Genomic DNA, 23,339 nt, shown 5'->3' with positions numbered 1-23,339 from the left:
TCGCGGCGTCTTCGGACGCACACTCCACGGCAAAACAACATGCTGTTTTCTGACAAGCAGCCTTGCGGCACCACCACAACGATTAGCCACCTTTTGCCGGCCGCACACGGCCCCGAGGAATACACGATGGACGTCACCGCAACCCTGAGCCTGGGCGATCCACTGGAACCTGCACGCAAGGCCACCGCCGAGATGCTGCAGACCCGCGAGCGAACCTACTCGCTGCCCCAGCCTTTCTACACCGACGAGCGTCTGTTCCAGATCGACATGCAGGAGATCTTCCACAAGGAATGGCTGATCGCCGGCATGACCTGCGAGATCCCGGCGAAAGGCAACTACATCACCCTGCAGATCGGCAAGAACCCGATCATCGTTATCCGGGGTGCCGAAGGTAAGGTGCACGCCTTCCACAACGTCTGCCGTCACCGCGGTTCACGCCTGTGCGTCAGCGACAAAGGCAAGGTGGCCAAGCTGGTCTGCCACTACCACCAGTGGACCTACGAACTGGACGGTCGCCTGCTGTTCGCCGGCACAGAGATGGGCGCCGACTTCGACATGAAGGAATATGGCCTGAAGCCAGTGAACGTGAAGGTGGCCGGCGGCTACATCTTCATCAGCCTGGCGGAAAACCCGCCCGCCATCGACGAGTTCCTGGCCACGCTCGAGCACTACATGGAACCGTACGACATGGAGAACACCAAGGTGGCGGTGCAGACCACCTTGATGGAAAAGGCCAACTGGAAACTGGTGCTGGAAAACAACCGCGAGTGCTACCACTGCTCCGGTTCGCACCCGGAACTGCTGCAAACCCTGCTGGAATGGGACGACACCAACGACCCGCGTGCCAGCCAGGAATTCAAGGACCACGTGGCCGCCTCCGCCGCCGCCTGGGAAGCCGAAAAGATCCCGTACCTGCACAAGAGCCACGGCCTGCGTAACCGCATCGTGCGCATGCCGCTGCTCAAGGGCACCGTGTCGATGACCATGGACGGCAAGCAGGCCTGCCAGAAACTGATGGGCCGCATCAAGAACCCGGACCTGGGCTCGATGCGCATCCTGCACCTGCCGCACTCCTGGAACCACTGCATGGGCGACCACATGATCGTGTTCACCGTGTGGCCGATCAGTGCCCAGGAAACCATGGTCACCACCAAGTGGCTGGTGCACAAGGATGCCGTGGAAGGCGTCGATTACGACCCGGAACGCATGCGCAAGGTGTGGGACGCCACCAACGACCAGGACCGCCGCCTGGCGGAAGAGAACCAGCGTGGGATCAACTCCACCGCGTACCAGCCCGGCCCGTATTCGAAGACTTACGAGTTTGGTGTGGTGAACTTCATTGACTGGTACAGCGGTCGGATGCTGAACAACCTGGGAGCAGAGCCGGCGCCATATCTGAAGGAAGTGCAGGCGCAGTAACTTTCTGGTGCTAGCGGATAGCGGCTGATGTCGTTATCCGCGTTTTCAGAGCATGGGGCAATTCCCCTGATAGCCGGGATTAAAGCGAAGCCCTCCGGATACTCGGCAGCAGGTGTTGCGGAGTACTTGGTCGCCAGGGTTTGGCCTGAGCGAGCCCCCATGCTTCATACGCTGTGGTGCCCAGCGACACAATAGTCAGTGCCACCAAAGCCCAGGTTTGCCAACCATTTTCCGGCTCAACCGTCCTTGCCACACCCACGGTCAACCCTGCAACGCCTGACGCGGCACTGACGCCGGAGAGCAGCCAATCTTTGCGAGTTGGCAATGGAATGTCAGGCGCAATGGCTTCCACACCCCTCGGTTGAACCACCCGGCTTTGCTTTATGAATGATCTGAAGCGCAGAGAGCTGATGAAAACCCCAACCAGGTTGGTGAGGACACTCAGCGCTGGCAGCAGATAATCTTCGGCCTTCTGACCCGTGGGATCGCGATGGTTGATCGGGTCGCCCAGACAATATGCGTAAGCATTGATCCCACCCTCTCCGAACGGGCTCAACCGGTCTGCTGATTGGAAGCGCATCAATGCAGGGTTGTAGGCTCGGTAGCCATTACCTAGGTGATAACACCCTGTTAACAGGTCTAGCCGCTCAGCGTTGTAAGCAAGGGCAGAACCCAGAGCGGGCGATCGATAGCCATATGCAGAGTAGCGACTGGAAGTGATGAATTTGGAAGGCATATAGCTGATACCAGGATGTGGCTAGCACGCGACGAACTCCAGCCTAATCGTCCATGAGGCATTCAGAAACTGGCAATTGTGTCAGTTATCAACAGGCTCCATGTCACCTAAGATGCGATGTCGCCCATGCCGTGTACGGCATCCCCTCCACCAGGCTGTTCATTTTTTGAACATTTCGCCAGAGGCTAGGGTTCTCAGGGCCTGCAGCAGAGTTCAAACAACTTACCCACAAAGACACCAACAGAGAATGTGGGCACTATTTGCCAGCGGCTGCAGGACCTGTTGATAAGTAACCCAATGTCTTTGCTAGCAGGGCGATTGAGAGAAACATTGCTATACGGTTACTTTTTGATCGATCCACTGCAGCCCGCCCAGCCTATGCGATCTGGCGTACCCCTAACATGTTATCCACAGAGCAGCGCACAGTGATTGTGGGCAAGTTCAAGCGATAAGGCCCAAAACCAGCTCGGCTTCCCTTCAATAACCTGATCAATTTTTGACCAAATCTTCCCAGTCACCGAAACACAAGGCCTGCAGCGAAGCGCAAACACTTTATCCACACCTTGACGAACAGATTTCGGGGGTAACACCACGCATCCCTGGCATTTCTACCAGTTTCGCCGCGCCCGGCGGTGTGATGGGGTAAATGCCACTATTTCGGCATCGCTCATGAGGTTACTTATGCACAGCCGTCAGGCAGGGACTGTGAAGTGGTTTGATGAAAGGATTGGGATCGGGGTCATTCGCGCTGAGGGCCAAGCGTTGGATTACCTGGTACTTCGCTGTGGGAACGGCCTGGTCCGCTCCCACAGCAGGGCAGCGTGAGACTCAGCGCAGCACGCCCTCTTCAACCAACAGCTTGAGGATCGCCTCGGCCCCTTCCTGTGGTGACACGTCCTTCAACACCTTACCCCCACCGCCGCTGGCCTTGGCTGTCGCCGCCTTCATGCGGTCGGCGCCGCTCTTGGCCTTGATCACCTTCAAGCGCTTGGGCCGTGGACGGGCCGGTTGCAGCTCGGATTCGGCCAACAGTTCATCTTCGACAATAGCCACGTTACGCGCCGCCAGTACCCCCCGGCGCGCTGGCCCGAAGGCACTCTGGCGCGGCTTGGGCGCCGCGTTATCCACAGTCGCCAGCAACGGCAGGCGCACCTTCAAGCGACGTCGCTGGCCACGTGGCAAAGCCTGCAGTACCTGGGCAGTGCCGTTGTCGATCGACTCAACTTCGGCCAACCCCACAATCAGTGGCCAGCCCAGCTTTTCGGCCAGCAAGAAGGGCAACATGCCCGACCCCTCGCCAGTCTCGGCCTGGCTGCCGGTCAGCACCAGCTGGGCCCCGGCGTCGCGCAAATAATCGCCCAGCACGCCCAGCACATCCGCACCGGCCGGTTGCTCCAGCACGTCCAGGTGGTCCAGGCCCATACCCAGGTAGGCGCGCAGCGCCTCTTCGCGCGGGTCACCGGCATGCACCACCTGCAAGTTATCCCCAGCCAGCTGCAAACCCAGTTCCACGGCGCGGGCATCTTGCTCGGCGCGGCGGGCGCGACCGGAGCTTGGGTGGGCACCGATGGAAACCAGGCTGATCACTTTCGTACTCATGCTCGTGCCCTTATGCCGCGTCGCGCTGGCCGCCGCTGCGGTAGTTGTCCACAGCCTCGATCAGCGCCTTGAGAATCGCCGAGCTGTCGCCAATCACCGACAGGTCAGCCCGTTTGATCATGTCGCAGCCCGGGTCCATGTTGATCGCCACCACCTTGTCGCAGGCACCGATACCCTGCAGGTGCTGGATCGCCCCCGAGATACCCACAGCCACGTAGACACGCGCGGTAACCCAGGTGCCGGTAGCCCCCACTTGGCGGTTGCGGGGCATGAAGCCGTCGTCCACTGCCACCCGCGAGGCACCTTCGGTAGCGCCCAGGGCTGCGGTGGCCTGGTGGTACAGGTCCCAGTCCTTGACCCCGTTGCCGCCCGAGACGATGAATTCGGCCTCGGCCATGGCAATGGTGGCTGGGTCGACGGCCACCGAGCCCAGGTCCTCGATACGTGTCAGGCTGCGCGCCACGCTTGTGGACAACTCCACCGGCAGCGCTTCGTGGCGGGTCTCGCTGACCGGTTCGGCACACTCCGCCGCTGCCAGGATCAAGCGCGGCACAGCGCGCTGCAGGTCCTGCTGGCCAGCACCGGCACGGCCAATGCACTGGCCGTCCTTGACCTGCCAGACCCGCGTCGCCGGGCGTTCGCCCAGCGCTGCGCCCAGGCGCCGGCCCAGTTCGCCGCCACCGCTGCGGCTGTCGGGCAGCAGCCAGTGGCGCGGCGTGAACTGGTTATCCACAGCCCGCAGGCCTTGCACCAACTGCTCGGGTGCGTAACCGTCGAACGCCTCGCCTTCGATGACCAGCAGGCGGTCGACGCCGGCTGTGGAAAAGTTACTTTCCTTGTGCTCGCCAAATACCACCGCCAGCACTGCACCGTCGCTGCCAGCCAGGCTATGGGCCAGGCCGAGCAGGTCGCGGTCGTGGCTGCTCAGGCGGCCACCGACCATATCTGGTACCACGGCAATGTAGAACGCCGGGGCCGGCACCTGGTGCAGCGGCAGCTTGACCTCGGCCGCCGCCGTGCGCCGCCCGCCGACACCGGTACCCTGCTGGGCACCGCTGCGGTCGATGCGCTTGATGCCGGCCGGGCCGATGAAGCCTGCGGCGATCGCATGAGGATTCTTGCGGACGAGGCCGTTGGGCCCCATCCAGCGGGTCTGTTGCGTCTGCAGGGCCGCATGTAGCGGATGCAGGCGATTACGGGCGATCCACTCGGCGCGTGGGTCGCGGCGGATAATATCGCTCATCAGTGCACCTCCGCAGGTTCACGTTTAGCCGTTTGCGGCTTTGGGACGGCGGGCGTGTCCTCTTCGATCAGCACATCGGCCACCAGCTCGGCCAGGTCCTTGATCTGCGGGCGTGGTTCGACCACGCCTTCGAGCATGGCGGTGCACTGTGGGCAACCCACGGCCACCAGCTCGGCTTCGGTTTCGCGGATGTCGTCCATGCGCATGTCGGGGATACGCTGCTTGCCTGGGATGTCGGTGATCGGCGCGCCGCCGCCACCGCCGCAGCAACGGGAACGGAAGCCCGAACGCTGCATCTCGCGCACTTCGATACCCAGCGCCTTGAGCACTGCACGCGGTGCTTCATACTCGCCGTTGTAACGGCCCAGATAGCACGGGTCGTGATAGGTGACGCTACCGCCCTTGTGCTGGCCCAGGTTCAGTTTCCTGGCCGCGATAAGCTCGGCGATGTAGGTGCTGTGGTGCTGCACCTGGTAGTCGCCGCCCAGGGCGCCGTACTCGTTCTTCAGCACATGGAAGCTGTGCGGGTCGCAGGTGACGATGCGCTGGAACTTGTACTTGGCCAGGGTCTGGATGTTGCGCTTGGCCAGTTGCTGGAATGTCGCTTCATCACCCAGGCGGCGCGCCACGTCGCCGCTGTCGCGTTCTTCCAGGCCGAGCACGGCAAAGTCCACGCCCGAGGCCTTCAGCACCTTGACGAACGAGCGCAGGGTGCGCTGGTTACGCATGTCGAATGCACCATCACCCACCCAGAACAGCACCTCGGTGGTTTTCACCTCCGACAGCAGTTGCAGGTTGAGGTCGGCGGCCCAGTTCATGCGCCCGCCAGGGGCGAAGCCGCCAGGGTTGTCGGTAGCGATGAGGTTGTCCAGCACCTCGGCGCCCTTGTTCGGGGTGGCACCCTTTTCCAGGGTGAGGTGGCGGCGCATATCGACGATGGCATCGACATGCTCGATCATCATCGGGCATTCCTCTACGCAGGCACGGCAGGTGGTGCACGACCACAGCGTTTCGGCATCGACCAGGCCATTGACGATCGGCTGGTGCGGATTGCCGCCGTGCTCGCCGATTGGCTTGCCGGGGTAAGGGCTGCCGGCGAACTGGGCATCAGTGCCGCCGGCCAGGCCGATGACCATGTCCTGGATGAGTTTTTTCGGGTTCAGTGGCTGGCCGGCAGCAAACGCCGGGCACATGGCTTCACATTTACCGCACTGTACGCAGGCGTCGAAGCCGAGCAGCTGGTTCCAGGTGAAGTCCACCGGCTTTTCCACGCCCAGCGGCGCATTCGGATCTTCCAGGTCCAGCGGCTTGAGACCAGTGGAGCGGCCGCCGCCGAAGCGCTCGGCACGGCGGTGCCAGGCCAGGTGCAAGGCACCGGCGAAGGCATGCTTCATCGGCCCGCCCCAGGTCATGCCGAAGAACAGTTCCGACACGCCCCACAGCACGCCCAGGCCAAGCACGGCCACCATCACCCAACCACCGGCGTTGGCCGGCAGGATGCCGGCAACCGGCAGGGTGGCGATGAAGAAGCTCGTGGCGAACACCAGCAAGCTTTTCGGCAGGCGCATCCACGGGCCCTTGGACAGGCGCGCGGGCGGGTTGAGGCGACGTTTGAAGACGAAGATGGCCCCAGTGAACATGATCACAGTGGCCACCAGCAGCGCATAACCGAGAATCTTGCTCTGCAGGCCAAAGCCATGCACCAGGATCGCCAGCGCCGCCGACAGCACGAAGCCGCCGGCAGTGGCCACGTGGGTCTTGGACATGTACTTGTCGCGCTCGACCACGTGGTGCAGGTCCACCAGGTAACGACGCGGCATGGCCAGCAGGCCGCCGATCAGGTCGACCTTGGAGGCCCGGCCACGCCGCCACATGCGCACCCGGCGCAGGGCGCCGAGCACTGCCAGGCCAAGGGCAGCGAACAGCAAGATGGGTAGAAGGGTGTTCAACATGGGAGGCTCCCACAACAGCTGGATTCTTGCGCCACTCTGAAGCTGGGATTGGCCCCTGTGGGAGCGGGTTTACCCGCGAATGCGTCCGATCAGACAACTCTGTTGCTTGTGCTGACGCATTCGCGGGTGAACCCGCTCCCACAGGGACCATGCCCTGTGGCGAAAATTTGGATCGATCAGAAGTCCTTGCACAGGCGCAAGGCGTCGTAGATCGCCGCATGCACGTTGCGCTGGGCAACACAGTCGCCGATGCGGTACAGCAGGTAGCCTTCGCCCGGCTGGCTGAGGATCGGCTGTGGCTTGATGGCGAACAGCGCCTCCACGTCGATCTGGCCCTTGTTGCGCGAACCTTCCTTGAGCGCGTAGTACAGCTCTTCGTCAGGCCGCACGCCGTTCTCCACCACTACCTGATCGACCACGCGTTCTTCCTTGGCGCCGGTGTACTCGTTCTCCAGCACCGCCACCAACTTGTCGCCTTCGCGGTAGACCTTTTCCAGCATCATGTCGCCGGTCATGATCACTTCTTTCGGGTACATGCTGCGGTAGTAGGTCGGGAAGGTGGTGCCGCCCATGGCCACGCCCGGCTTGATATCGTCGGTGACGATCTCGACCTGGCTGCCCTTGTCGGCGATGAAGTCCGCCACCGACATGCCGGTGAATTCGCAGATGGTGTCGTACACCAGCACGTTCTTGCCAGGCGCAACCTTGCCGTCGAGCACGTCCCAGCTGCTGACCACCAGGCCTTCCGCAGCGCCCCAATGCTCGTTCTGCTCGAGGAAGGAATGCCCACCCACCGCCAGCACGATCACATCCGGGCGCAGGTCCTGAATGGTCGCTACGTCGGCAGCGGTACCCAGGCGCAGGTCAACCTTCAAACGCGCCAGCTCCAGCTGGTACCAGCGGGTGATACCGGCAATCTGATCACGCTGCGGCGCCTTGGCGGCAATGGTGATCTGCCCGCCGATCTGGTCTTTCTTCTCGAACAGGGTGACGTCGTGGCCACGTTCGGCGGCCACGCGGGCCGCTTCCATGCCGGCCGGGCCTGCGCCAACCACCACCACCTTGCGCTTGACGCCGGTAGTCTTCTCGATGATGTGCGGCACACCCAAGTATTCACGGGAGGTCGCGGCGTTCTGGATGCACAGCACATCCAGGCCCTGGTACTGGCGGTCGATGCAGTAGTTGGCACCGACGCACTGCTTGATCTGGTCGATCTGGCCCATCTTGATCTTGGCGATCAGGTGCGGGTCGGCCATGTGCGCACGGGTCATGCCGACCATGTCCACGTAGCCGCCTTCAAGGATGCGCGTAGCCTGGTTCGGGTCCTTGATGTTCTGCGCATGCAGTACCGGGACCTTGACCACCTCCTTGATGCCGGCTGCCAGGTGCAGGAACGGCTCCGGCGGGTAGCTCATGTTCGGAATGACGTTGGCCAGGGTGTTGTGGGTGTCACACCCCGAGCCCACCACGCCAATGAAGTCGAGCATGCCGGTACCGTCGTAATACGCGGCGATCTGCTTCATGTCCTCGTGGCTGAGGCCATCTGGGTGGAACTCGTCGCCACAGATACGCATGCCCACGCAGAAGTCGTCACCGACTTCGGCGCGCACGGCTTTCAACACTTCCAGGCCGAACTTCATGCGGCCCTCGAAGGTGCCGCCCCACTCGTCGGTACGCTTGTTGACCCGTGGGCTCCAGAACTGGTCGATCATGTGCTGGTGCACTGCCGACAGCTCCACGCCGTCCAGGCCGCCCTCTTTGGCACGCCGCGCAGCCTGCGCGTAGTTGCCGATCACCCGCCAGATCTCTTCCACCTCGATGGTTTTGCAGGTGGCGCGGTGCACGGGTTCACGGATACCCGACGGCGACATCAGGGTCGGCCAGTTGAAGCCGTCCCAGCGCGAGCGACGGCCCATGTGGGTAATCTGGATCATGATCTTGGCGCCATGCTTGTGCATGGCGTCGGCCAGATTCTGGAAGTGCGGGATGATGCGGTCGGTCGACAGGTTGACCGATGCCCACCACTCCTGCGGGCTGTCGATGGCTACCACCGACGAGCCGCCGCAGATCGCCAGGCCGATGCCACCCTTGGCCTTTTCTTCGTAGTACTTCACGTAGCGGTCGGTCGTCATGCCGCCGTCAGTGGCGTAGACCTCGGCGTGCGCGGTGCTGAGCACACGGTTGCGGATGGTCAGCTTGCCGATCTGAATCGGCTGGAACATTGCTTCGAATGCCATGACGCTATCTCCGGCTTACAACGGCTTTGTAACGAACAGGCCATCTTCGTGGCCTTCTTCCGAACCGCCGTAGACCTGTTCGGCCACGGTGCGGATCGAGCTGCCGCGGGCAGCGAGAATCTGGTCCATGGCGCCGGCGAACCAGCCGGTGAACATGTAGTCGACCTTGCGGCCGCACTTGCCATACACGTACACGAACGCCGAGTGCTTGAGCTTGACGCTGCAAGTACCTTTGTCCAGGTCGATGTCCTGGATTTCGAACAGGCCCCAGCCACGCTGGCTCAGGCGCTTCATGTAGTGCTCGAACACCGCCACGCCCTCCAGGCCATGGCACTCCGCTTCTTTTTCACACCAGTGCCAGGCGGACTTGTAGCCGGCCTTGTAGAGAATCTCGGCGTAGGCATCGGCGCCCAGCACTTCCTCGATGCCCATGTGGTTGTTGACGAAGAAATGGCGCGGCACATACAGCATCGGCAAGGCGTCGCTGGTCCAGACACCGGTCTCGCTGTCGACTTCGATTGGCAATTGCGGGGCGATCTTGGCCATGGAAACTCAACTCCATAAAAATTTTATTTAGGTGCCCCGGCGTTGCTGGCAGGGGCTTTCAGGCTTGGAGAGCGGCTTATTCGCCCCACACGTCCTTGAGGACGTTGACCCAGTTCTCGCCCATGATCTTGCGCACCACGCGCTCGGAATGGCCGCGCTTGAGCAAGGTTTCGGTGAGGTTGGGGAATTCGCCCACGGTGCGGATGCCCAGCGGGTTGATGATCTTGCCGAAGTTGGTCAGACGGCGGGCGTAGCCCTTGTCGTGGGTCAGGTACTCGAAGAAGTCCTGGCCGTGGCCCTGGGTGAAGTCGGTACCGATCCCAATGGCGTCTTCACCGACGATGTTCATGGTGTACTCGATGGCTTCGGCGTAATCGTCGATGGTCGAGTCGATGCCCTTGGCCAGGAACGGCGCGAACATGGTCACGCCAACGAAGCCGCCGTGGTCGGCAATGAACTTCAGCTCTTCATCCGACTTGTTGCGCGGGTGCTCTTTCAGGCCAGATGGCAGGCAGTGCGAGTAGCACACCGGCTTTTTCGATTCGAGGATGACTTCTTCGGAGGTCTTGGAGCCGACGTGGGACAGGTCGCACATAATGCCGACGCGGTTCATTTCCGCGACAATTTCGCGGCCAAAGCCCGACAGCCCGCCGTCACGCTCGTAGCAGCCGGTGCCCACCAGGTTCTGGGTGTTGTAGCACATCTGCACAATGCCTACGCCCAGCTGCTTGAACACATCCACGTAAGCGATCTGGTCTTCGAACGCATGGGCGTTCTGAAAGCCGAACAGGATGCCGGTCTTGCCCAGTTCCTTGGCTTTGCGGATGTCGGCAGTGGTACGCACCGGCATGACCAGGTCGCTGTTGTCGCGGATCAGCTTCTGGCTGGCGGCGATCTGGTCGACAGTTGCCTTGAAGCCTTCCCAGACCGACACCGTGCAGTTGGCCGCAGTCAGCCCGCCTTTGCGCATGTCCTCGAACAGCTCGCGGTTCCATTTGGCAATGATCAGGCCGTCGATGACGATGCTGTCGGCGTGAAGTTCGGCTGGGCTCATCAGGCTGTCCCCTTTTATCGAATGGTTGGCGCCAAACCTTGTGCCGGCGCTTTGGGGCCAGCATATGCCTGTGCCCAAAGGCGCCCCGATGCAAAAACGACAGGGGGTTTGCCGAAAGCGTCAACGCGCGACAACACGGCCTCTGGCACGCTGCCTGGGGATGAGAGACAGTCTCGTTACCGACGTTTCTGGCCGCTTTATGAACATTTCGTCAGAGAGCTACCGCCTTGCCCTCGGCTGAGCGAGAATCCTGCGATTGTCAGCCTGTTAAGGAGAAAAGGATGAAATCATTGGCATGGCTGGTACTGCTGGCCGTCGTATCAGGCGCGCAGGCCGGCGAGGAAGAGAGCACCCCGTGCGACAACGTCGAGACCGACCAACAGACCTACGCCTGCGCTGCGTTCAACAAGCAGACTGCCGAACGCGAGCTGAAAGCGGCTTACGATGACTTGATCCAGCGTATTCGCGACCAGTATGCCGACGAGGGCGACCAGGCTACCGCCCTGGTGGGGCGTATGGATGCAGCCGAGAAGCTGTGGACGCAGCTGCGTGACGCCGACTGCAAGGTCGAGACCTATGCCGAGAAGCCGGGAAGCAGGGCCTTCCAGGCGGCGTGGGATACCTGCGTGGCGCAGCGCAGTGATGACCGGTCGGAGTATTTGCAGTCCATTGGTCAGCAGTAAGCCTGTACTGGCCTCTTCGCGGGCACGCCCGCTCCCACAGGGACCGCGCCGGACAGGTGTACAAACCGGGGACATGGTTTACAGGCTAAAACATGATCAGGAGGTACCTGATCATGCCCTGGCCAATCTATCCTCCCGCGGGCAACGCTGGTATCGGGCCCGATAACACCGGGTAAAATACGAAGCCGACTCAAACCCACACGCCACGCCCACCTCCAGCACGCTCATGTCGGTCTGGCGCAGCAACTGCCGCGCCTTGTCCAGCCGCAATCGCAGGTAGAAACCACTGGGCGTATCGTCCAGATGCAACCGGAACAACCGCTCCAGCTGCCTACGCGTCACCTGCACCGCATCGGCCAGCACCTGGGTATTGAGCGGCTGCTCGGTATTGCGCTCCATCTCCCCAATCACCTTCACCAGCTTCTTGTTGCTGATGCCGTAACGGCTGGCGATCTGCATGCGCTGGTGGTCCTGTCGCGGGCGGATACGCCCGAGCACGAACTGCTCCGACACCTGCACCGCCAGCTCACTGCCATGCGCTTGGGCAATCAGGTCGAGCATCAGGTCGATCGACGCCGTGCCACCGGCGCAGGTGATGCGCCGTCGGTCGATCTCGAACAGCTCCTGGGTCGCCTGCAGGCGCGGATAGCGCTCCTTGAATGCGTCCAGCGCTTCCCAGTGCAAGGTCGCGCGATGGCCGTCGAGCAGGCCCGCCTCGGCGAGCACCACAGGGCCCGTGTCGATGCCGCCAAGGATCACCCCTTCGTGATCGAGGCGGCGCAGCGCCTGCTGCAGCGCCGGGCCGTAACATGCCAGCGGCTCGAAGCCGGCGACGATCAACAGTATCCCTCCCGGCTCACCCTCCCCCAGCGCGCCATCGGCATTCACCGACATGCCATTGCTGGCCTCCACCGCACCGCCATCCAGGCTCAGCACCCGCCAACGGTACGAAGGCCCCTTGAACCGGTTGGCCACGCGCAACGGCTCCAGGGCGCTGATGAAGCCCATGGCCGAGAACCCCGGCAGCAGCAGGAAATGAATCAGTTGCGGCATTGCTTGCTCCACGTCACAGGTGGTCGCTTCCGTGCAAGTGTTGGTCGCCAGGGTGCGATTTCCCACCCTGCCGCCAGCGTAGCGTATTCACACGGTCCGCAGAGGCCGCCCTCAATAACAATATGCACTGCCGATGGAGAGCCACCATGCACAGCTTGATCCGCCGCAGCCTGTTGTCCCTTGCCCTGAGCAGCATCGTTGCAACCCCGCTTTTCGCCGCCGAGCCTGCGGCCTGCAAGAATGTGCGCCTTGGCGTGGTCAACTGGACCGACGTCATCGCCACCAGCGCCATGGCCCAGGTGCTGCTCGACGGCCTGGGTTACCAGACCAAACAGACAAGTGCCTCGCAGCAGATCATCTTTGCCGGCATCCGCGACAAGCGCCTGGATATGTTCCTGGGTTACTGGAACCCGATCATGACCCAGACCATCACCCCGTTCGTTGACGCCCAGCAGGTCAAGGTGCTCGACAAGCCGAGCCTGGAAGACGCCCGGGCGACCTTGGCCGTGCCCAAATACCTGGCCGACAAGGGTTTGAAGACCTTCGCCGATATCCACAAGTTCGAGAAGGAGCTGGGCGGGAAAATCTACGGCATCGAGCCGGGCTCCGGCGCCAATACCCAGATCAAGGCGATGATCGCCAAGAACCAGTTCGGCCTGGGCAAGTTCCAGCTGGTCGAGTCCAGCGAGGCCGGCATGCTGGCCGCCGTCGACCGCGCCGTGCGACGCAAGGAGGCGGTGGTGTTCTTCGGTTGGGCGCCGCACCCGATGAACGTCAACATCGACATGGCCTACCTGGGCGACAGCCAGGACGCGCTTGGCCCGGACGAAGGCCGCGCCACGGTGTGGACGGTAACCGCGCCGGACTACGCCGACCGCTGCCCCAACGCGCACCGCCTGCTGGCCAACCTGAAATTCAGCGCCGAGGACGAGAGCCGCATGATGCAACCGCTGCTCGACCACAAGGATGCGCTGGAATCGGCCCGCCAGTGGCTCAAGGACCACCCCGACGACAAGGCCCGCTGGCTCGAAGGGGTGACCACCTTCGACGGCAAGCCTGCGGCCGAGAACCTCAAGCTCACAGCCAACTGATCCGCCCTCTTCGCGGGGCAAGCCCGCTCCCACAGGTACAGCGTAAAACTCAGGATCTCGCTGATCCTGTGGGAGCGGGCTCGCCCCGCGAAAGGGCCAGCACCGACACCACAAGGAACCGCCATGAACCACGACGTCATCATCACCTGCGCCCTCACCGGCGCCGGCGACACGGTCGCCAAGAGCCACCTGGTCCCTGTCACCCCGAAGCAAATCGCCGAATCCGCCGTTGAAGCCGCCAAAGCCGGCGCCACCGTGGTCCACTGCCACGTCCGCGACCCGCAGACCGGCCGCTTCAGCCGCGATGTGGCGCTGTACCGCGAAGTCATGGAACGCATCCGCGAAGCCGACGTGGACATCATCGTCAACCTCACTGCCGGCATGGGCGGCGACCTGGAAATCGGCCCGGGCGAATCGCCCATGGAGTTCGGCCCAGGCACCGACCTGATCGGCCCGCTGGAGCGCCTGGCCCATGTCGAAGCGCTGTTGCCGGAAATCTGCACCCTCGATTGCGGCACCCTCAACTTCGGTGACGGCAACTCGATCTACGTGTCCACCCCGGCCCAACTGCGTGTCGGCGCCAAGCGCATTACCGAACTGGGGGTGAAGGCCGAGCTGGAAATCTTCGACACCGGCCACCTGTGGTTCGCCAAGCAAATGATGAAGGAAGGCCTGCTCGAGGACCCGTTGTTCCAGCTGTGCCTGGGCATCCCGTGGGGCGCACCGGCCGATACCACCACCATGAAGGCCATGGTCGACAACTTGCCTGCCAACGTCACTTGGGCCGGCTTCGGCATCGGCCGCATGCAGATGCCTATGGCCGCGCAGGCCGTGCTGCTCGGCGGCAATGTGCGGGTGGGCCTGGAAGATAACCTGTATCTGGACCGTGGCGTGCTGGCCAGCAATGGCCAACTGGTGGAACGCGCGAGCGAGATCATCACCCGCATGGGTGGCCGTGTACTCAGCCCGGCAGAAGGCCGGGAAAAAATGAACCTCAAACGCCGCTGATCCTTCCTGGAGACCGATATGCCCTTCATTACCGAGATCAAGACCTTCGCCGCCCTGGGTAGCGGCGTGATCGGCAGCGGCTGGGTCGCCCGCGCCCTGGCCCATGGCCTGGACGTGGTGGCCTGGGATCCGGCGCCCGGCGCCGAACAGGCACTGCGTAAACGGATCGCCAACGCCTGGCCGGCGCTGGAAAAACAGGGCCTGGCACCCGGCGCATCGCAAGACCGCCTGAAGTTCGTGGCGACCATCGAGGAATGCGTGCGCAACGCCGATTTCATCCAGGAAAGCGCACCAGAGCGCCTGGACCTCAAGCTCGACCTGCACGCCAAAATCAGCGCCGCAGCCAAGCCTGACGCAATCATCGGCTCAAGCACTTCGGGCCTGTTGCCCAGCGAGTTCTACGAGTCGTCGACTCACCCTGAACGCTGCGTTGTCGGCCACCCGTTCAATCCGGTGTACCTGCTGCCGCTGGTGGAGATCGTTGGCGGTAGCCGCACCTCACCCGAGGCCATTGAAGCTGCCAAAACCATCTACACCGCACTCGGCATGCGCCCGCTGCATGTGCGCAAGGAAGTGCCAGGCTTCATCGCCGACCGCCTGCTAGAAGCCCTCTGGCGCGAGGCCTTGCACCTGGTCAACGACGGCGTTGCCACCACGGGCGAAATCGACGACGCAATTCGCTTCGGCGCAGGCTTGCGCTGGTCGTTCATGGGCACATTCCTTACCTACACCCTGGCCGGTGGCGATGCCGGCATGCGCCACTTCATGTCGCAGTTCGGCCCGGCCCTGAAGCTGCCCTGGACGTATCTGCCAGCACCGGAACTGACCGACAAGCTGATCGACGATGTGGTGAACGGTACCTCTGAGCAACAGGGCGAGCGCAGTATCGCTGCACTGGAGCGCTACCGTGACGACACCCTGCTGGCGGTACTGGAAGCGGTGAAGACCAGCAAGGCCAGCCACGGCATGGCTTTTGGCGACTGAGGAGCTGACGATGCCCGCACTGATCACCTACCGCACCCCGGTCCAGGAAGACTGGGTCGATTACAACGGGCATCTGCGCGATGCCTTCTACCTGCTGATTTTCAGCTACGCCACCGATGCGCTGATGGAGCGCATCGGCCTGGATGCCGACAGCCGCGGGCAGAGCGGGCACTCCTTGTTCACCCTGGAGGCGCACATCAACTACCTGCATGAGGTGAAGCTGGGTACCGAGGTGTGGGTGCAGACGCAGATCATCGGCTTCGACCGCAAGCGCCTGCACGTCTACCACAGCCTGCACCGGGCCGGGTTCGGCGAGGTGCTGGCGGCAAGTGAGCAGATGCTGTTGCATGTGGACCTGGCGGGGCCGAAGTCAGCGGCTTTTAGTGAACAGAGTGCGGCATTGCTGCAAAGCCTGGCAGATAGCCAACGCGACTTGCCTGCGGCGGAATGGGTCGGCCGCGTCCTGCAATTACCCCACTGAGCGCTCAAAAAATAACCCCGGGAAGCCGTGAGCTACCGGGGCCAAGAGCGAGCAACATCCACTGTGCATGAGTGAGGGTGACCAAACCCTCGTGGACCGTGAATGACTGCAGTCTGCTGGCTTCCCGGAAGCGGCAATTAGCCGGGAACGACCTGTTCTTAGCCAAACCAGCCATCGCGACATTCAGGCCTTGCGGGCCTGTCGCTGCAGACACAGAATCGGTCGTAAATCACAGCAGCACTCTCTTAGCGATAAAAGGGACAACAGCCATGATGCATGCGGATTTGATTGACCAGGACGACCTCGCCGGCCACCTGCGCGCCCGCGGTTTCGATATTCCTGTCGGGGCCAGTGCCGAACAGGCTTGTGAAGCGGTGGTACGTGGGCTGACCGAGCCCAATGCGCGGGCGCTGAAGGGGATGGTGGAGCAGATGTACACCGGTAGTGCGACGATCCTGCCGGCAGTGCGCCAGGCCATCGACAAGCAGCTGTTGCCGGCGTTGGCGCAGTTCAACAAACGCGCGTAACTCATTTATCCAGGACCGGCCCCTTCGCGGGACAAGCCCGCTCCCACAGGATCACCCTCAGCTTCAGCGGGTGGCCTGTGGGAGCGGGCTTGTCCCGCGAAAAAGTCGACTCGGTATCAGAGCCTTACACTGGCAAATGTCGATTCGTTACGCGCCTGGCTAAGGGCCGCCATCGGCCCACTGTGCGGCGACAGAGTCATGGCCTGTGGAATCGGCATCATTGCCACCTGCTGCGCAGTATTGGAGCCTACGCGCTCATCCCGCGGCGGAATGCCGAAGTACTCGCGGTAACACTTGGAGAAGTGCGGCGTGGAAACGAAGCCGCACACCGACGCCACTTCGATGATCGACATCGGTGTCTGCTTGAGCAGCTGCCGCGCGCGGATCAGGCGCAGCTTCAGGTAATAACGCGAAGGCGAGCAGTGCAGGTACTTCTGGAACAGGCGCTCGAGCTGGCGCCGCGAAACCGATACGTAGACCGCCAGTTCGTCCAGGTCGATCGGTTCCTCCAGATTGGCCTCCATCAGTGCAACGATTTCCTGCAACTTTGGCTGGTTGGTGCCAAGCATGTGCTTGAGCGGCACACGCTGGTGATCTTGCTCGTTACGAATACGCTCGTAGACGAACATCTCGGAGATCGCCGCCGACAGCTCGCGGCCATGGTCGCGGCTGATCAGGTGCAGCATCATGTCCAGCGGCGCGGTGCCACCGGAGCTGGTGAAGCGGTTACGGTCGAGGGTGAACAGCCGGGTGCTCATGTTCACCCGTGGGTAGGCTTCCTGCATGGCTGCCAGGCATTCCCAGTGCACGCTGCAATCGAAGCCATCGAGCAGGCCTGCGCAGGCCAGGGCCCAGCTGCCGGTGCACACTGCACCCAGGCGGCGTGACTGGCGGGCCTGCGCCTGCAGCCAGGTGACATGTTCACGGGTAACGGTGCGCTGGATGCCGACGCCTCCGCAGACGATCACCGTGTCGATTGGCGGGGCGCTGTGCATGGCCGCATCTGGGGTGATCTGCAAACCATCGCTGGCCCACACTTGGCCACCATCGACAGTCAGGGTGTGCCAGCGGTAAAGCTCGCGACCGGACAGCTGGTTGGCCATACGCAGCGGCTCGACGGCCGATGCCAGGGAAATGAGGGTGAAGTTGTCCAGAAGAAGAAACCCGATGGACTGGGGTGCTGTGCGGTTCTGGGTTGGGGTCCCGGAGGTGTACGACGTCATCGCGATTTCTCCTCACACAAATGCAGGGTGTGCCTCAGGCGGGCACTGATTTCTTGTTATGACCCATCGGTCATTTTCCGAGGGCAGGTTTGCCAATCTCAACGCAAACGCCGTGCCTGAAATTGAACGGCTATCCAAAAAAACCTGAAAACGACACCTTCATCAGGCAAATCAGGGGCTTGGGCCGAGCTGGCGGATAGTCGTAAAACAGGCGTACTAGGCGCCTTGCGAGTAACGGCTGAGCAATTTGGTGACACGCGCAGTGTAGGTTGCCCAGAAACGACACTCTTGAGTGTCACCGACAACGCCAACACTGATAACGACACCCGACGATCGGTAGGCGCCGCGCCGCACCATAAAGAGGCATTGGTGGATGTGTTGCACCTGCATCAACCTTCAAAGGCCTCTTCGCGGGTGAACCCGCTCCCACAGGTACTGCGCAATGCCTGTGGGAGCGGGCTTGCCCGCGAAAAGGCCAGCAAACATGGCAGAGATCAGCACTCGATAGCGCTGACCGCCAGGCCACCGCGTGAGGTCTCTTTGTACTTGTCGTGCATGTCGGCGCCGGTATCACGCATGGTGCGGATCACCTGGTCCAGGGAGATGAAGTGTTCGCCGTCACCGCGCAACGCCATCTGCACCGCGTTGATGGCTTTTACCGCTGCAATCGCGTTGCGCTCGATGCACGGCACCTGCACCAACCCGCCAACCGGGTCGCAGGTCAGGCCAAGGTTGTGCTCCAGCGCAATTTCCGCAGCGTTTTCCAGCTGCGGCGGGGTCGCCCCCAGCACTTGCGCAAGGCCAGCAGCGGCCATGGCACAGGCCGAACCCACCTCACCTTGGCAGCCCACTTCAGCACCGGAGATGGACGCGTTCTTCTTGCACAGGATGCCGACCGCCGCAGCCCCCAGGAAGAAGTCGGTCACGCTTGACTCGTCCACGGCATCGCTGAAACGCATGTAGTAGTGCAGCACCGCCGGGATGATGCCCGCCGCGCCGTTGGTAGGCGCGGTCACCATGCGTCCGCCAGCGGCGTTCTCTTCGTTGACCGCCAGCGCGAACAGGTTGACCCACTCCATGGCGCTCATGGTCGAACCGATCACATTGGGCTTGCCGATCTCTTGCAGGCTGCGGTGCAGCTTAGCGGCGCGGCGGCGCACGTTCAGCCCGCCGGGCAATGTGCCCTCGTACTTCAGGCCATTGTTGACGCATTCCTGCATGGCTTCCCAAAGCTTGCGCAGGCCGGCATGAATCTCTGCCTCGCTGCGCCAGACCTTTTCGTTGGCCATCATCAATTGCGACACGCTGAGGTCGTTTTGCTTGCACAGCTGCAGCAGCTCGGCGGCGCTGTTGAAGTCATACGGCAGCACCGTCTGGTCAGCGTCCAGCACACCGCTGGCCGCCTGTGCAGCATCGACCACGAAGCCGCCACCCACCGAGTAGTAGGTATCGCGGTGCAGCTCGCCCTGCTCGCCTTCGGCAATCAGGGTCATGGCGTTGGGGTGGTACGGCAGGTTCTCGTCCAACAACAGCATGTCGCGGGCCCAAACGAACTCGATGGGCAGGCGCCCGTCCAGCTTCAGGGTATTGGTTTCGCGCAGGTCGGCGATGCGCGGCACGATCTGGGTCGGGTCGATGGCGTCTGGCCAATCGCCCATCAAGCCCATGATGGTGGCGTTGTCAGTGCCGTGGCCGACACCGGTGGCCGACAGCGAGCCATACAGGCGCACCTCAACCCGGGTTACCTGCTCCAGTTCGCCGCGCTCGCGCAGCCCCTGAACAAACAGGGCGCCGGCACGCATGGGGCCGACGGTGTGGGAGCTGGAAGGCCCGACACCGATCTTGAACAGGTCGAACACGCTGATGGCCATTGTCGCATCACCTCTTGCTGGGCTTGTCAGTGCGCGCCATGCGCACGGCGGGGTAGCTGCTAGGCTCAAGCAGGGCCGCCTTCAATTGCCTGCATCATCGGGCTTTTGCCGGCCCCCTCGCCGTCTGCAACCGACGCCATTTTGTCCAGCAGCGCCGCGCGATTTTGCCAAGCGAGCTACCTAAGGGAGCGGGCCCGCCAGGCCGTTTTCCAGCGGCCTGGTGACGCAAAAATGCGGACGAGGGGGTGGAAAAATCCATAAGCGACATCGCCCATACTGGATACGACCCGTTCCGTACTGGATACGACCCCACCAGTAGGCGATTGCCCGGCGCTGGAGGATTATCGAAAGCGACTCGTAAAGCACGGCCACGCATCCTGCCCTCTGCAGGCCTGGTCGACCGGACCTTCAGAAAGCCCGGCGACCCACGCGAACCCGAAGAAAAAATCACAGGAGTCCATCCATGAAAGGTTCACCCTCGCTGTTGCTGGTTGCGTTACTGTCCGCGCCTTTGTTGGCCCAGGCAGCTGAACCCGAGCAATGCCAGACGGTTCGCTTCTCGGATGTCGGCTGGACCGACATCACCGTGACAACAGCGACCACCAGCGTTGTGCTTGAAGCACTGGGTTACAAAACCCACACCACCATGATCTCGGTACCGGTGACCTACAAGTCGCTGGCCACCGGCAAGGACCTGGACGTGTTTCTCGGCAACTGGATGCCGACCATGGAGAACGACATCAAGCAGTACCGCGACGCCGGCACTGTCGAGACCGTGCGCGCCAACCTGGAAAACGCCAAGTACACCCTGGCCGTGCCCCAGGCGCTGTATGACAAGGGCCTGAAGGATTTCAGCGACATTGCCAAGTTCAAGAAAGAGCTCGGCAGCAAGATCTACGGCATCGAGCCAGGCAACGATGGCAACCGCACCATCCAGAGCATGATCGACAAGAACGCCTTCGGCCTGAAGGACGCCGGCTTCAAGATTGTCCAGTCCAGCGAGGCCGGCATGCTGTCGCAGGTCGACCGCGCGCAAAAGCGTGGTGAAGCACTGGTGTTCCTCGGCTGGGAACCGCACCCGATGAACACCCGCTTCAAGATGCAGTATCTGACCGGCGGGGACGAGTTCTTCGGCCCCGACTTCGGCAAGGCGACCGTACTGACCAACACCCGCAAGGGCTATGCGCAGGAGTGCAGCAACGTTGGCCAGCTCCTGAAAAACCTGTCGTTCGAGCTCAAGGATGAAAGCACCATGATGGGCTATGTCCTGGACGACAAGATGAAACCAGAGGCCGCCGCCAAGAAATGGCTCAAGGACAACCCAGGCAAGCTGGACGCCTGGCTGGCCGGCGTTACCACCGTGGATGGCAAACCCGGCCTTGAGGCGGCCAAGGCCAAGCTCACGCAATAACGAAATTCGTAATAGCGCTACCTCGGGGCAGGACCGTGCCTGCCCCGGGTTGATTTCAATCTATGCAGGTGGAAGCTCGCTATCATGCTTATCGATCAGAAAATACCCCTGGGCCAGTACATCGCGTCGTTCGTCGAGTGGCTGACCCAGAACGGCGCGAATTACTTCGACGCCATCGCGCAAGGCCTGGAGTTCATGATCCATGGCGTCACCAGCGCCCTGACTTTCTTCAACCCGTTCGTGCTTATCGCCCTGTTCGCCGCCCTGGCGCATTTCATCCAGCGCAAGTGGGCCCTGACCGCATTCGTCGCCCTGTCGTTCCTGCTGATCCTCAACCTGGGTTACTGGCAGGAAACCATGGAAACCCTGGCCCAGGTGACCTTCGCCACCGTGGTCTGCGTGGCCATCGGCGTGCCGTTGGGCATCGTCGCCGCGCACAAGCCGATGTTCTACACCGCCATGCGCCCGGTACTCGACCTGATGCAGACGGTCCCCACCTTCGTCTACCTGATCCCCACCCTGACCTTGTTTGGCCTGGGTGTGGTACCGGGGCTGATTTCCACCGTGGTATTCGCCATCGCCGCGCCGATCCGCCTTACCTACCTGGGTATCTGCGACGTGCCGCAAGAGCTGATGGACGCCGGCAAAGCGTTTGGCTGCTCGCGGCGCCAATTGCTGACCCGTATCGAACTGCCGCACGCGATGCCGAGCATCGCTGCTGGCGTAACCCAGTGCATCATGCTGTCGCTGTCGATGGTGGTGATCGCCGCCCTGGTTGGCGCTGACGGCCTGGGCAAACCTGTGGTCAACGCACTGAACACCGCCGATATTTCCCTGGGCTTCGAAGCGGGCCTGGCGATCGTGCTGCTGGCGATCATGCTCGACCGTATCTGCAAGCAACCGGAGCTGCCGGCAAGGGGTGAAGCATGAGCATCATTCGTTTCGAAGACGTCGACGTCATCTTTTCCAACAAGCCGCGCGAGGCGCTGGCACTGCTGGACAAAGGCCAGACCCGCGAGCAGATCCTCAAGCAGACCGGCCTGGTGGTCGGCGTCGAGAAGGCCAACCTGGATATCCAGAAGGGCGAGATCTGCGTACTGATGGGCCTGTCCGGCTCGGGCAAGTCGAGCCTGCTGCGCTGCATCAACGGCCTCAACACCGTCAGCCGCGGCAAATTGTTCGTCGAGCATGAAGGCAAGCACATCGACATTGCCCACTGCACCCCGGCAGAACTGAAGATGATGCGCACCAAGCGCATTGCCATGGTGTTCCAGAAGTTTGCCCTGATGCCCTGGCTGACGGTACGCGAGAACATCAGCTTTGGCCTGGAAATGCAGGGCCGCCCGGAAAAGGAACGGCGCAAGCTGGTGGACGAGAAGCTTGAGCTGGTGGGCCTGACCCAGTGGCGCAACAAGAAGCCCGACGAACTGTCGGGCGGCATGCAGCAGCGCGTGGGCCTGGCTCGGGCGCTGGCGATGGATGCCGACATCCTGCTGATGGACGAACCGTTCTCGGCCCTCGACCCGCTGATCCGCCAGGGCTTGCAAGACGAGTTGCTGGGCCTGCAGGCCAAGCTGAGCAAGACCATCGTGTTCGTCAGCCACGACCTCGACGAGGCACTGAAGTTGGGTAGCCGCATCGCGATCATGAAAGACGGGCGGATCATTCAATACAGCAAGCCAGAAGAAATCGTGCTGAACCCGGCCGACGAGTACGTGCGCACCTTCGTCGCCCACACCAACCCGTTGAACGTGCTGTGCGGCCGCAGCCTGATGCGCAGCCTGGACAACTGCAAGCGGGTCAATGGCTCGGTGTGCCTGGACCCGGGTATCGATTCGTGGCTGGACCTGGGCGAAGGTGGCGCGCTCAAGCGTGCGCGCCAGGGCCAGAACGGGCTGGACATGCAGAACTGGGCACCGGGGCAGGATGTGGAGCTGCTGGAGCGCAGGCCGACCGTGGTGCACGCCGACATCGGCATGCGCGAGGCGCTGCAGATTCGTTATCAGACCGGCAACAAGCTGGTGCTGCAGGATAACGACAGGGTGGTGGGGATTCTTGGGGATACCGAGCTTTATCACGCGTTGCTCGGCAAGAACCACGGTTGAGGCAATTGGGGCCGCGTTGCGGCCCTTCGCGGGCACGCCCGCTCCCACAGGTTTGGAGAGCCCCCTGTGGGAGCGGGCGTGCCCGCGAAGGGCTGCTAAGCAGCCCCAATCAATGG

At 62.3% G+C, this 23,339-nt stretch carries 20 protein-coding genes; 10 read left to right on the top strand and 10 right to left on the bottom strand.

Annotated elements, in window-relative coordinates; all coding sequences use genetic code 11:
* Positions 1–126 precede the first annotated feature (126 nt).
* Positions 127–1,419, top strand: coding sequence for a glycine-betaine demethylase subunit GbcA (gbcA, locus tag OO258_RS11815; RefSeq protein ID WP_266030567.1), 1,293 nt, complete (start codon positions 127–129; stop codon positions 1,417–1,419).
* Positions 1,420–1,498: 79 nt separating this feature from the next.
* Here gbcA and OO258_RS11810 read toward each other — a convergent pair whose 3' ends face one another.
* The 7 genes from OO258_RS11810 to OO258_RS11780 all read right to left on the bottom strand — a co-directional run bounded on the left by OO258_RS11810 (position 1,499) and on the right by OO258_RS11780 (position 10,786).
* The gene (locus OO258_RS11810) at positions 1,499–2,155 is read right to left on the bottom strand and encodes an RHS repeat-associated core domain-containing protein (protein WP_266030566.1); all 657 of its coding nucleotides are present in this window, start codon (positions 2,153–2,155) and stop codon (positions 1,499–1,501) included.
* Positions 2,156–2,983: 828 nt separating this feature from the next.
* Positions 2,984–3,754, bottom strand: coding sequence for an electron transfer flavoprotein subunit beta (locus tag OO258_RS11805; RefSeq protein ID WP_085664131.1), 771 nt, complete (start codon positions 3,752–3,754; stop codon positions 2,984–2,986).
* Between the two features lie 10 nt (positions 3,755–3,764).
* Complete coding sequence (locus tag OO258_RS11800; protein WP_266030562.1) at positions 3,765–4,997, bottom strand: electron transfer flavoprotein subunit alpha/FixB family protein; 1,233 nt, start codon at positions 4,995–4,997, stop codon at positions 3,765–3,767.
* Complete coding sequence (gene dgcB, locus OO258_RS11795; RefSeq protein ID WP_266030560.1) at positions 4,997–6,949, bottom strand: dimethylglycine demethylation protein DgcB; 1,953 nt, start codon at positions 6,947–6,949, stop codon at positions 4,997–4,999. The genes OO258_RS11800 and dgcB overlap by 1 nt, the downstream gene beginning before the upstream one ends.
* Before the next feature lie 176 nt (positions 6,950–7,125).
* Positions 7,126–9,186 (bottom strand): dimethylglycine demethylation protein DgcA, encoded by a 2,061-nt coding sequence (gene dgcA, locus OO258_RS11790; RefSeq protein WP_266030558.1) that lies wholly within the window; start codon positions 9,184–9,186, stop codon positions 7,126–7,128.
* Between the two features lie 15 nt (positions 9,187–9,201).
* Positions 9,202–9,732 (bottom strand): DUF5943 domain-containing protein, encoded by a 531-nt coding sequence (locus tag OO258_RS11785; protein WP_012316656.1) that lies wholly within the window; start codon positions 9,730–9,732, stop codon positions 9,202–9,204.
* 76 nt (positions 9,733–9,808) lie between these two features.
* Entirely contained in the window at positions 9,809–10,786 is a 978-nt protein-coding gene (locus OO258_RS11780; protein ID WP_016497618.1) for a dipeptidase, read from the bottom strand.
* Between the two features lie 281 nt (positions 10,787–11,067).
* Between OO258_RS11780 and OO258_RS11775 the strand changes: the two genes are divergently transcribed.
* Positions 11,068–11,469 (top strand): lysozyme inhibitor LprI family protein, encoded by a 402-nt coding sequence (locus OO258_RS11775; protein ID WP_266030549.1) that lies wholly within the window; start codon positions 11,068–11,070, stop codon positions 11,467–11,469.
* A gap of 111 nt (positions 11,470–11,580) precedes the next feature.
* Here the strand turns inward: OO258_RS11775 and OO258_RS11770 are convergent, their stop codons facing one another.
* On the bottom strand, positions 11,581–12,522 hold the full coding sequence (locus OO258_RS11770) for a GlxA family transcriptional regulator (RefSeq protein ID WP_266030547.1): 942 nt from the start codon (positions 12,520–12,522) through the stop codon (positions 11,581–11,583).
* A gap of 146 nt (positions 12,523–12,668) precedes the next feature.
* Between OO258_RS11770 and choX the strand changes: the two genes are divergently transcribed.
* The 5 genes from choX to OO258_RS11745 all read left to right on the top strand — a co-directional run bounded on the left by choX (position 12,669) and on the right by OO258_RS11745 (position 16,613).
* Positions 12,669–13,613, top strand: a complete 945-nt coding sequence (gene choX / locus OO258_RS11765; protein WP_266030546.1) for a choline ABC transporter substrate-binding protein — start codon at positions 12,669–12,671, stop codon at positions 13,611–13,613.
* Positions 13,614–13,736: 123 nt separating this feature from the next.
* Positions 13,737–14,621, top strand: a complete 885-nt coding sequence (locus tag OO258_RS11760) for a 3-keto-5-aminohexanoate cleavage protein (protein ID WP_266030544.1) — start codon at positions 13,737–13,739, stop codon at positions 14,619–14,621.
* A gap of 18 nt (positions 14,622–14,639) precedes the next feature.
* Positions 14,640–15,605 carry an L-carnitine dehydrogenase gene (locus tag OO258_RS11755; protein ID WP_210669102.1) on the top strand — a complete coding sequence of 322 codons (966 nt, stop codon included), beginning with the start codon at positions 14,640–14,642 and terminating at the stop codon, positions 15,603–15,605.
* 10 nt (positions 15,606–15,615) lie between these two features.
* Positions 15,616–16,086: a thioesterase family protein gene (locus tag OO258_RS11750; RefSeq protein ID WP_266030540.1), complete on the top strand. Its 471-nt coding sequence runs from the start codon at positions 15,616–15,618 to the stop codon at positions 16,084–16,086.
* A gap of 269 nt (positions 16,087–16,355) precedes the next feature.
* The gene (locus tag OO258_RS11745; RefSeq protein WP_266030539.1) at positions 16,356–16,613 is read left to right on the top strand and encodes a hypothetical protein; all 258 of its coding nucleotides are present in this window, start codon (positions 16,356–16,358) and stop codon (positions 16,611–16,613) included.
* A 116-nt stretch (positions 16,614–16,729) separates the two neighbouring features.
* Here OO258_RS11745 and OO258_RS11740 read toward each other — a convergent pair whose 3' ends face one another.
* On the bottom strand, positions 16,730–17,836 hold the full coding sequence (locus OO258_RS11740) for a GlxA family transcriptional regulator (protein ID WP_016484513.1): 1,107 nt from the start codon (positions 17,834–17,836) through the stop codon (positions 16,730–16,732).
* A 494-nt stretch (positions 17,837–18,330) separates the two neighbouring features.
* A complete protein-coding gene (locus OO258_RS11735; protein WP_266030536.1) occupies positions 18,331–19,707 on the bottom strand; it encodes an L-serine ammonia-lyase in 1,377 nt (458 codons plus the stop codon).
* Positions 19,708–20,170: 463 nt separating this feature from the next.
* Between OO258_RS11735 and OO258_RS11730 the strand changes: the two genes are divergently transcribed.
* The 3 genes from OO258_RS11730 to choV all read left to right on the top strand — a co-directional run bounded on the left by OO258_RS11730 (position 20,171) and on the right by choV (position 23,223).
* Entirely contained in the window at positions 20,171–21,118 is a 948-nt protein-coding gene (locus tag OO258_RS11730) for a choline ABC transporter substrate-binding protein (RefSeq protein ID WP_110744770.1), read from the top strand.
* An 81-nt stretch (positions 21,119–21,199) separates the two neighbouring features.
* Complete coding sequence (gene choW / locus OO258_RS11725) at positions 21,200–22,048, top strand: choline ABC transporter permease subunit (protein ID WP_177410741.1); 849 nt, start codon at positions 21,200–21,202, stop codon at positions 22,046–22,048.
* Positions 22,045–23,223, top strand: coding sequence for a choline ABC transporter ATP-binding protein (gene choV / locus OO258_RS11720; protein WP_110744772.1), 1,179 nt, complete (start codon positions 22,045–22,047; stop codon positions 23,221–23,223). Before choW ends, choV begins: the two co-directional genes overlap by 4 nt.
* The last annotated feature ends 116 nt before the right edge of the window (positions 23,224–23,339 follow it).

The sequence above is a fragment of the Pseudomonas sp. DCB_BI genome, from assembly GCF_026240995.1.
In the GTDB taxonomy this organism is placed as follows: Bacteria; Pseudomonadota; Gammaproteobacteria; order Pseudomonadales; family Pseudomonadaceae; genus Aquipseudomonas.
The sequence above is the reverse complement of the archived record's forward strand: the minus strand, read 5'-3'. Positions and strand labels throughout refer to the sequence as shown.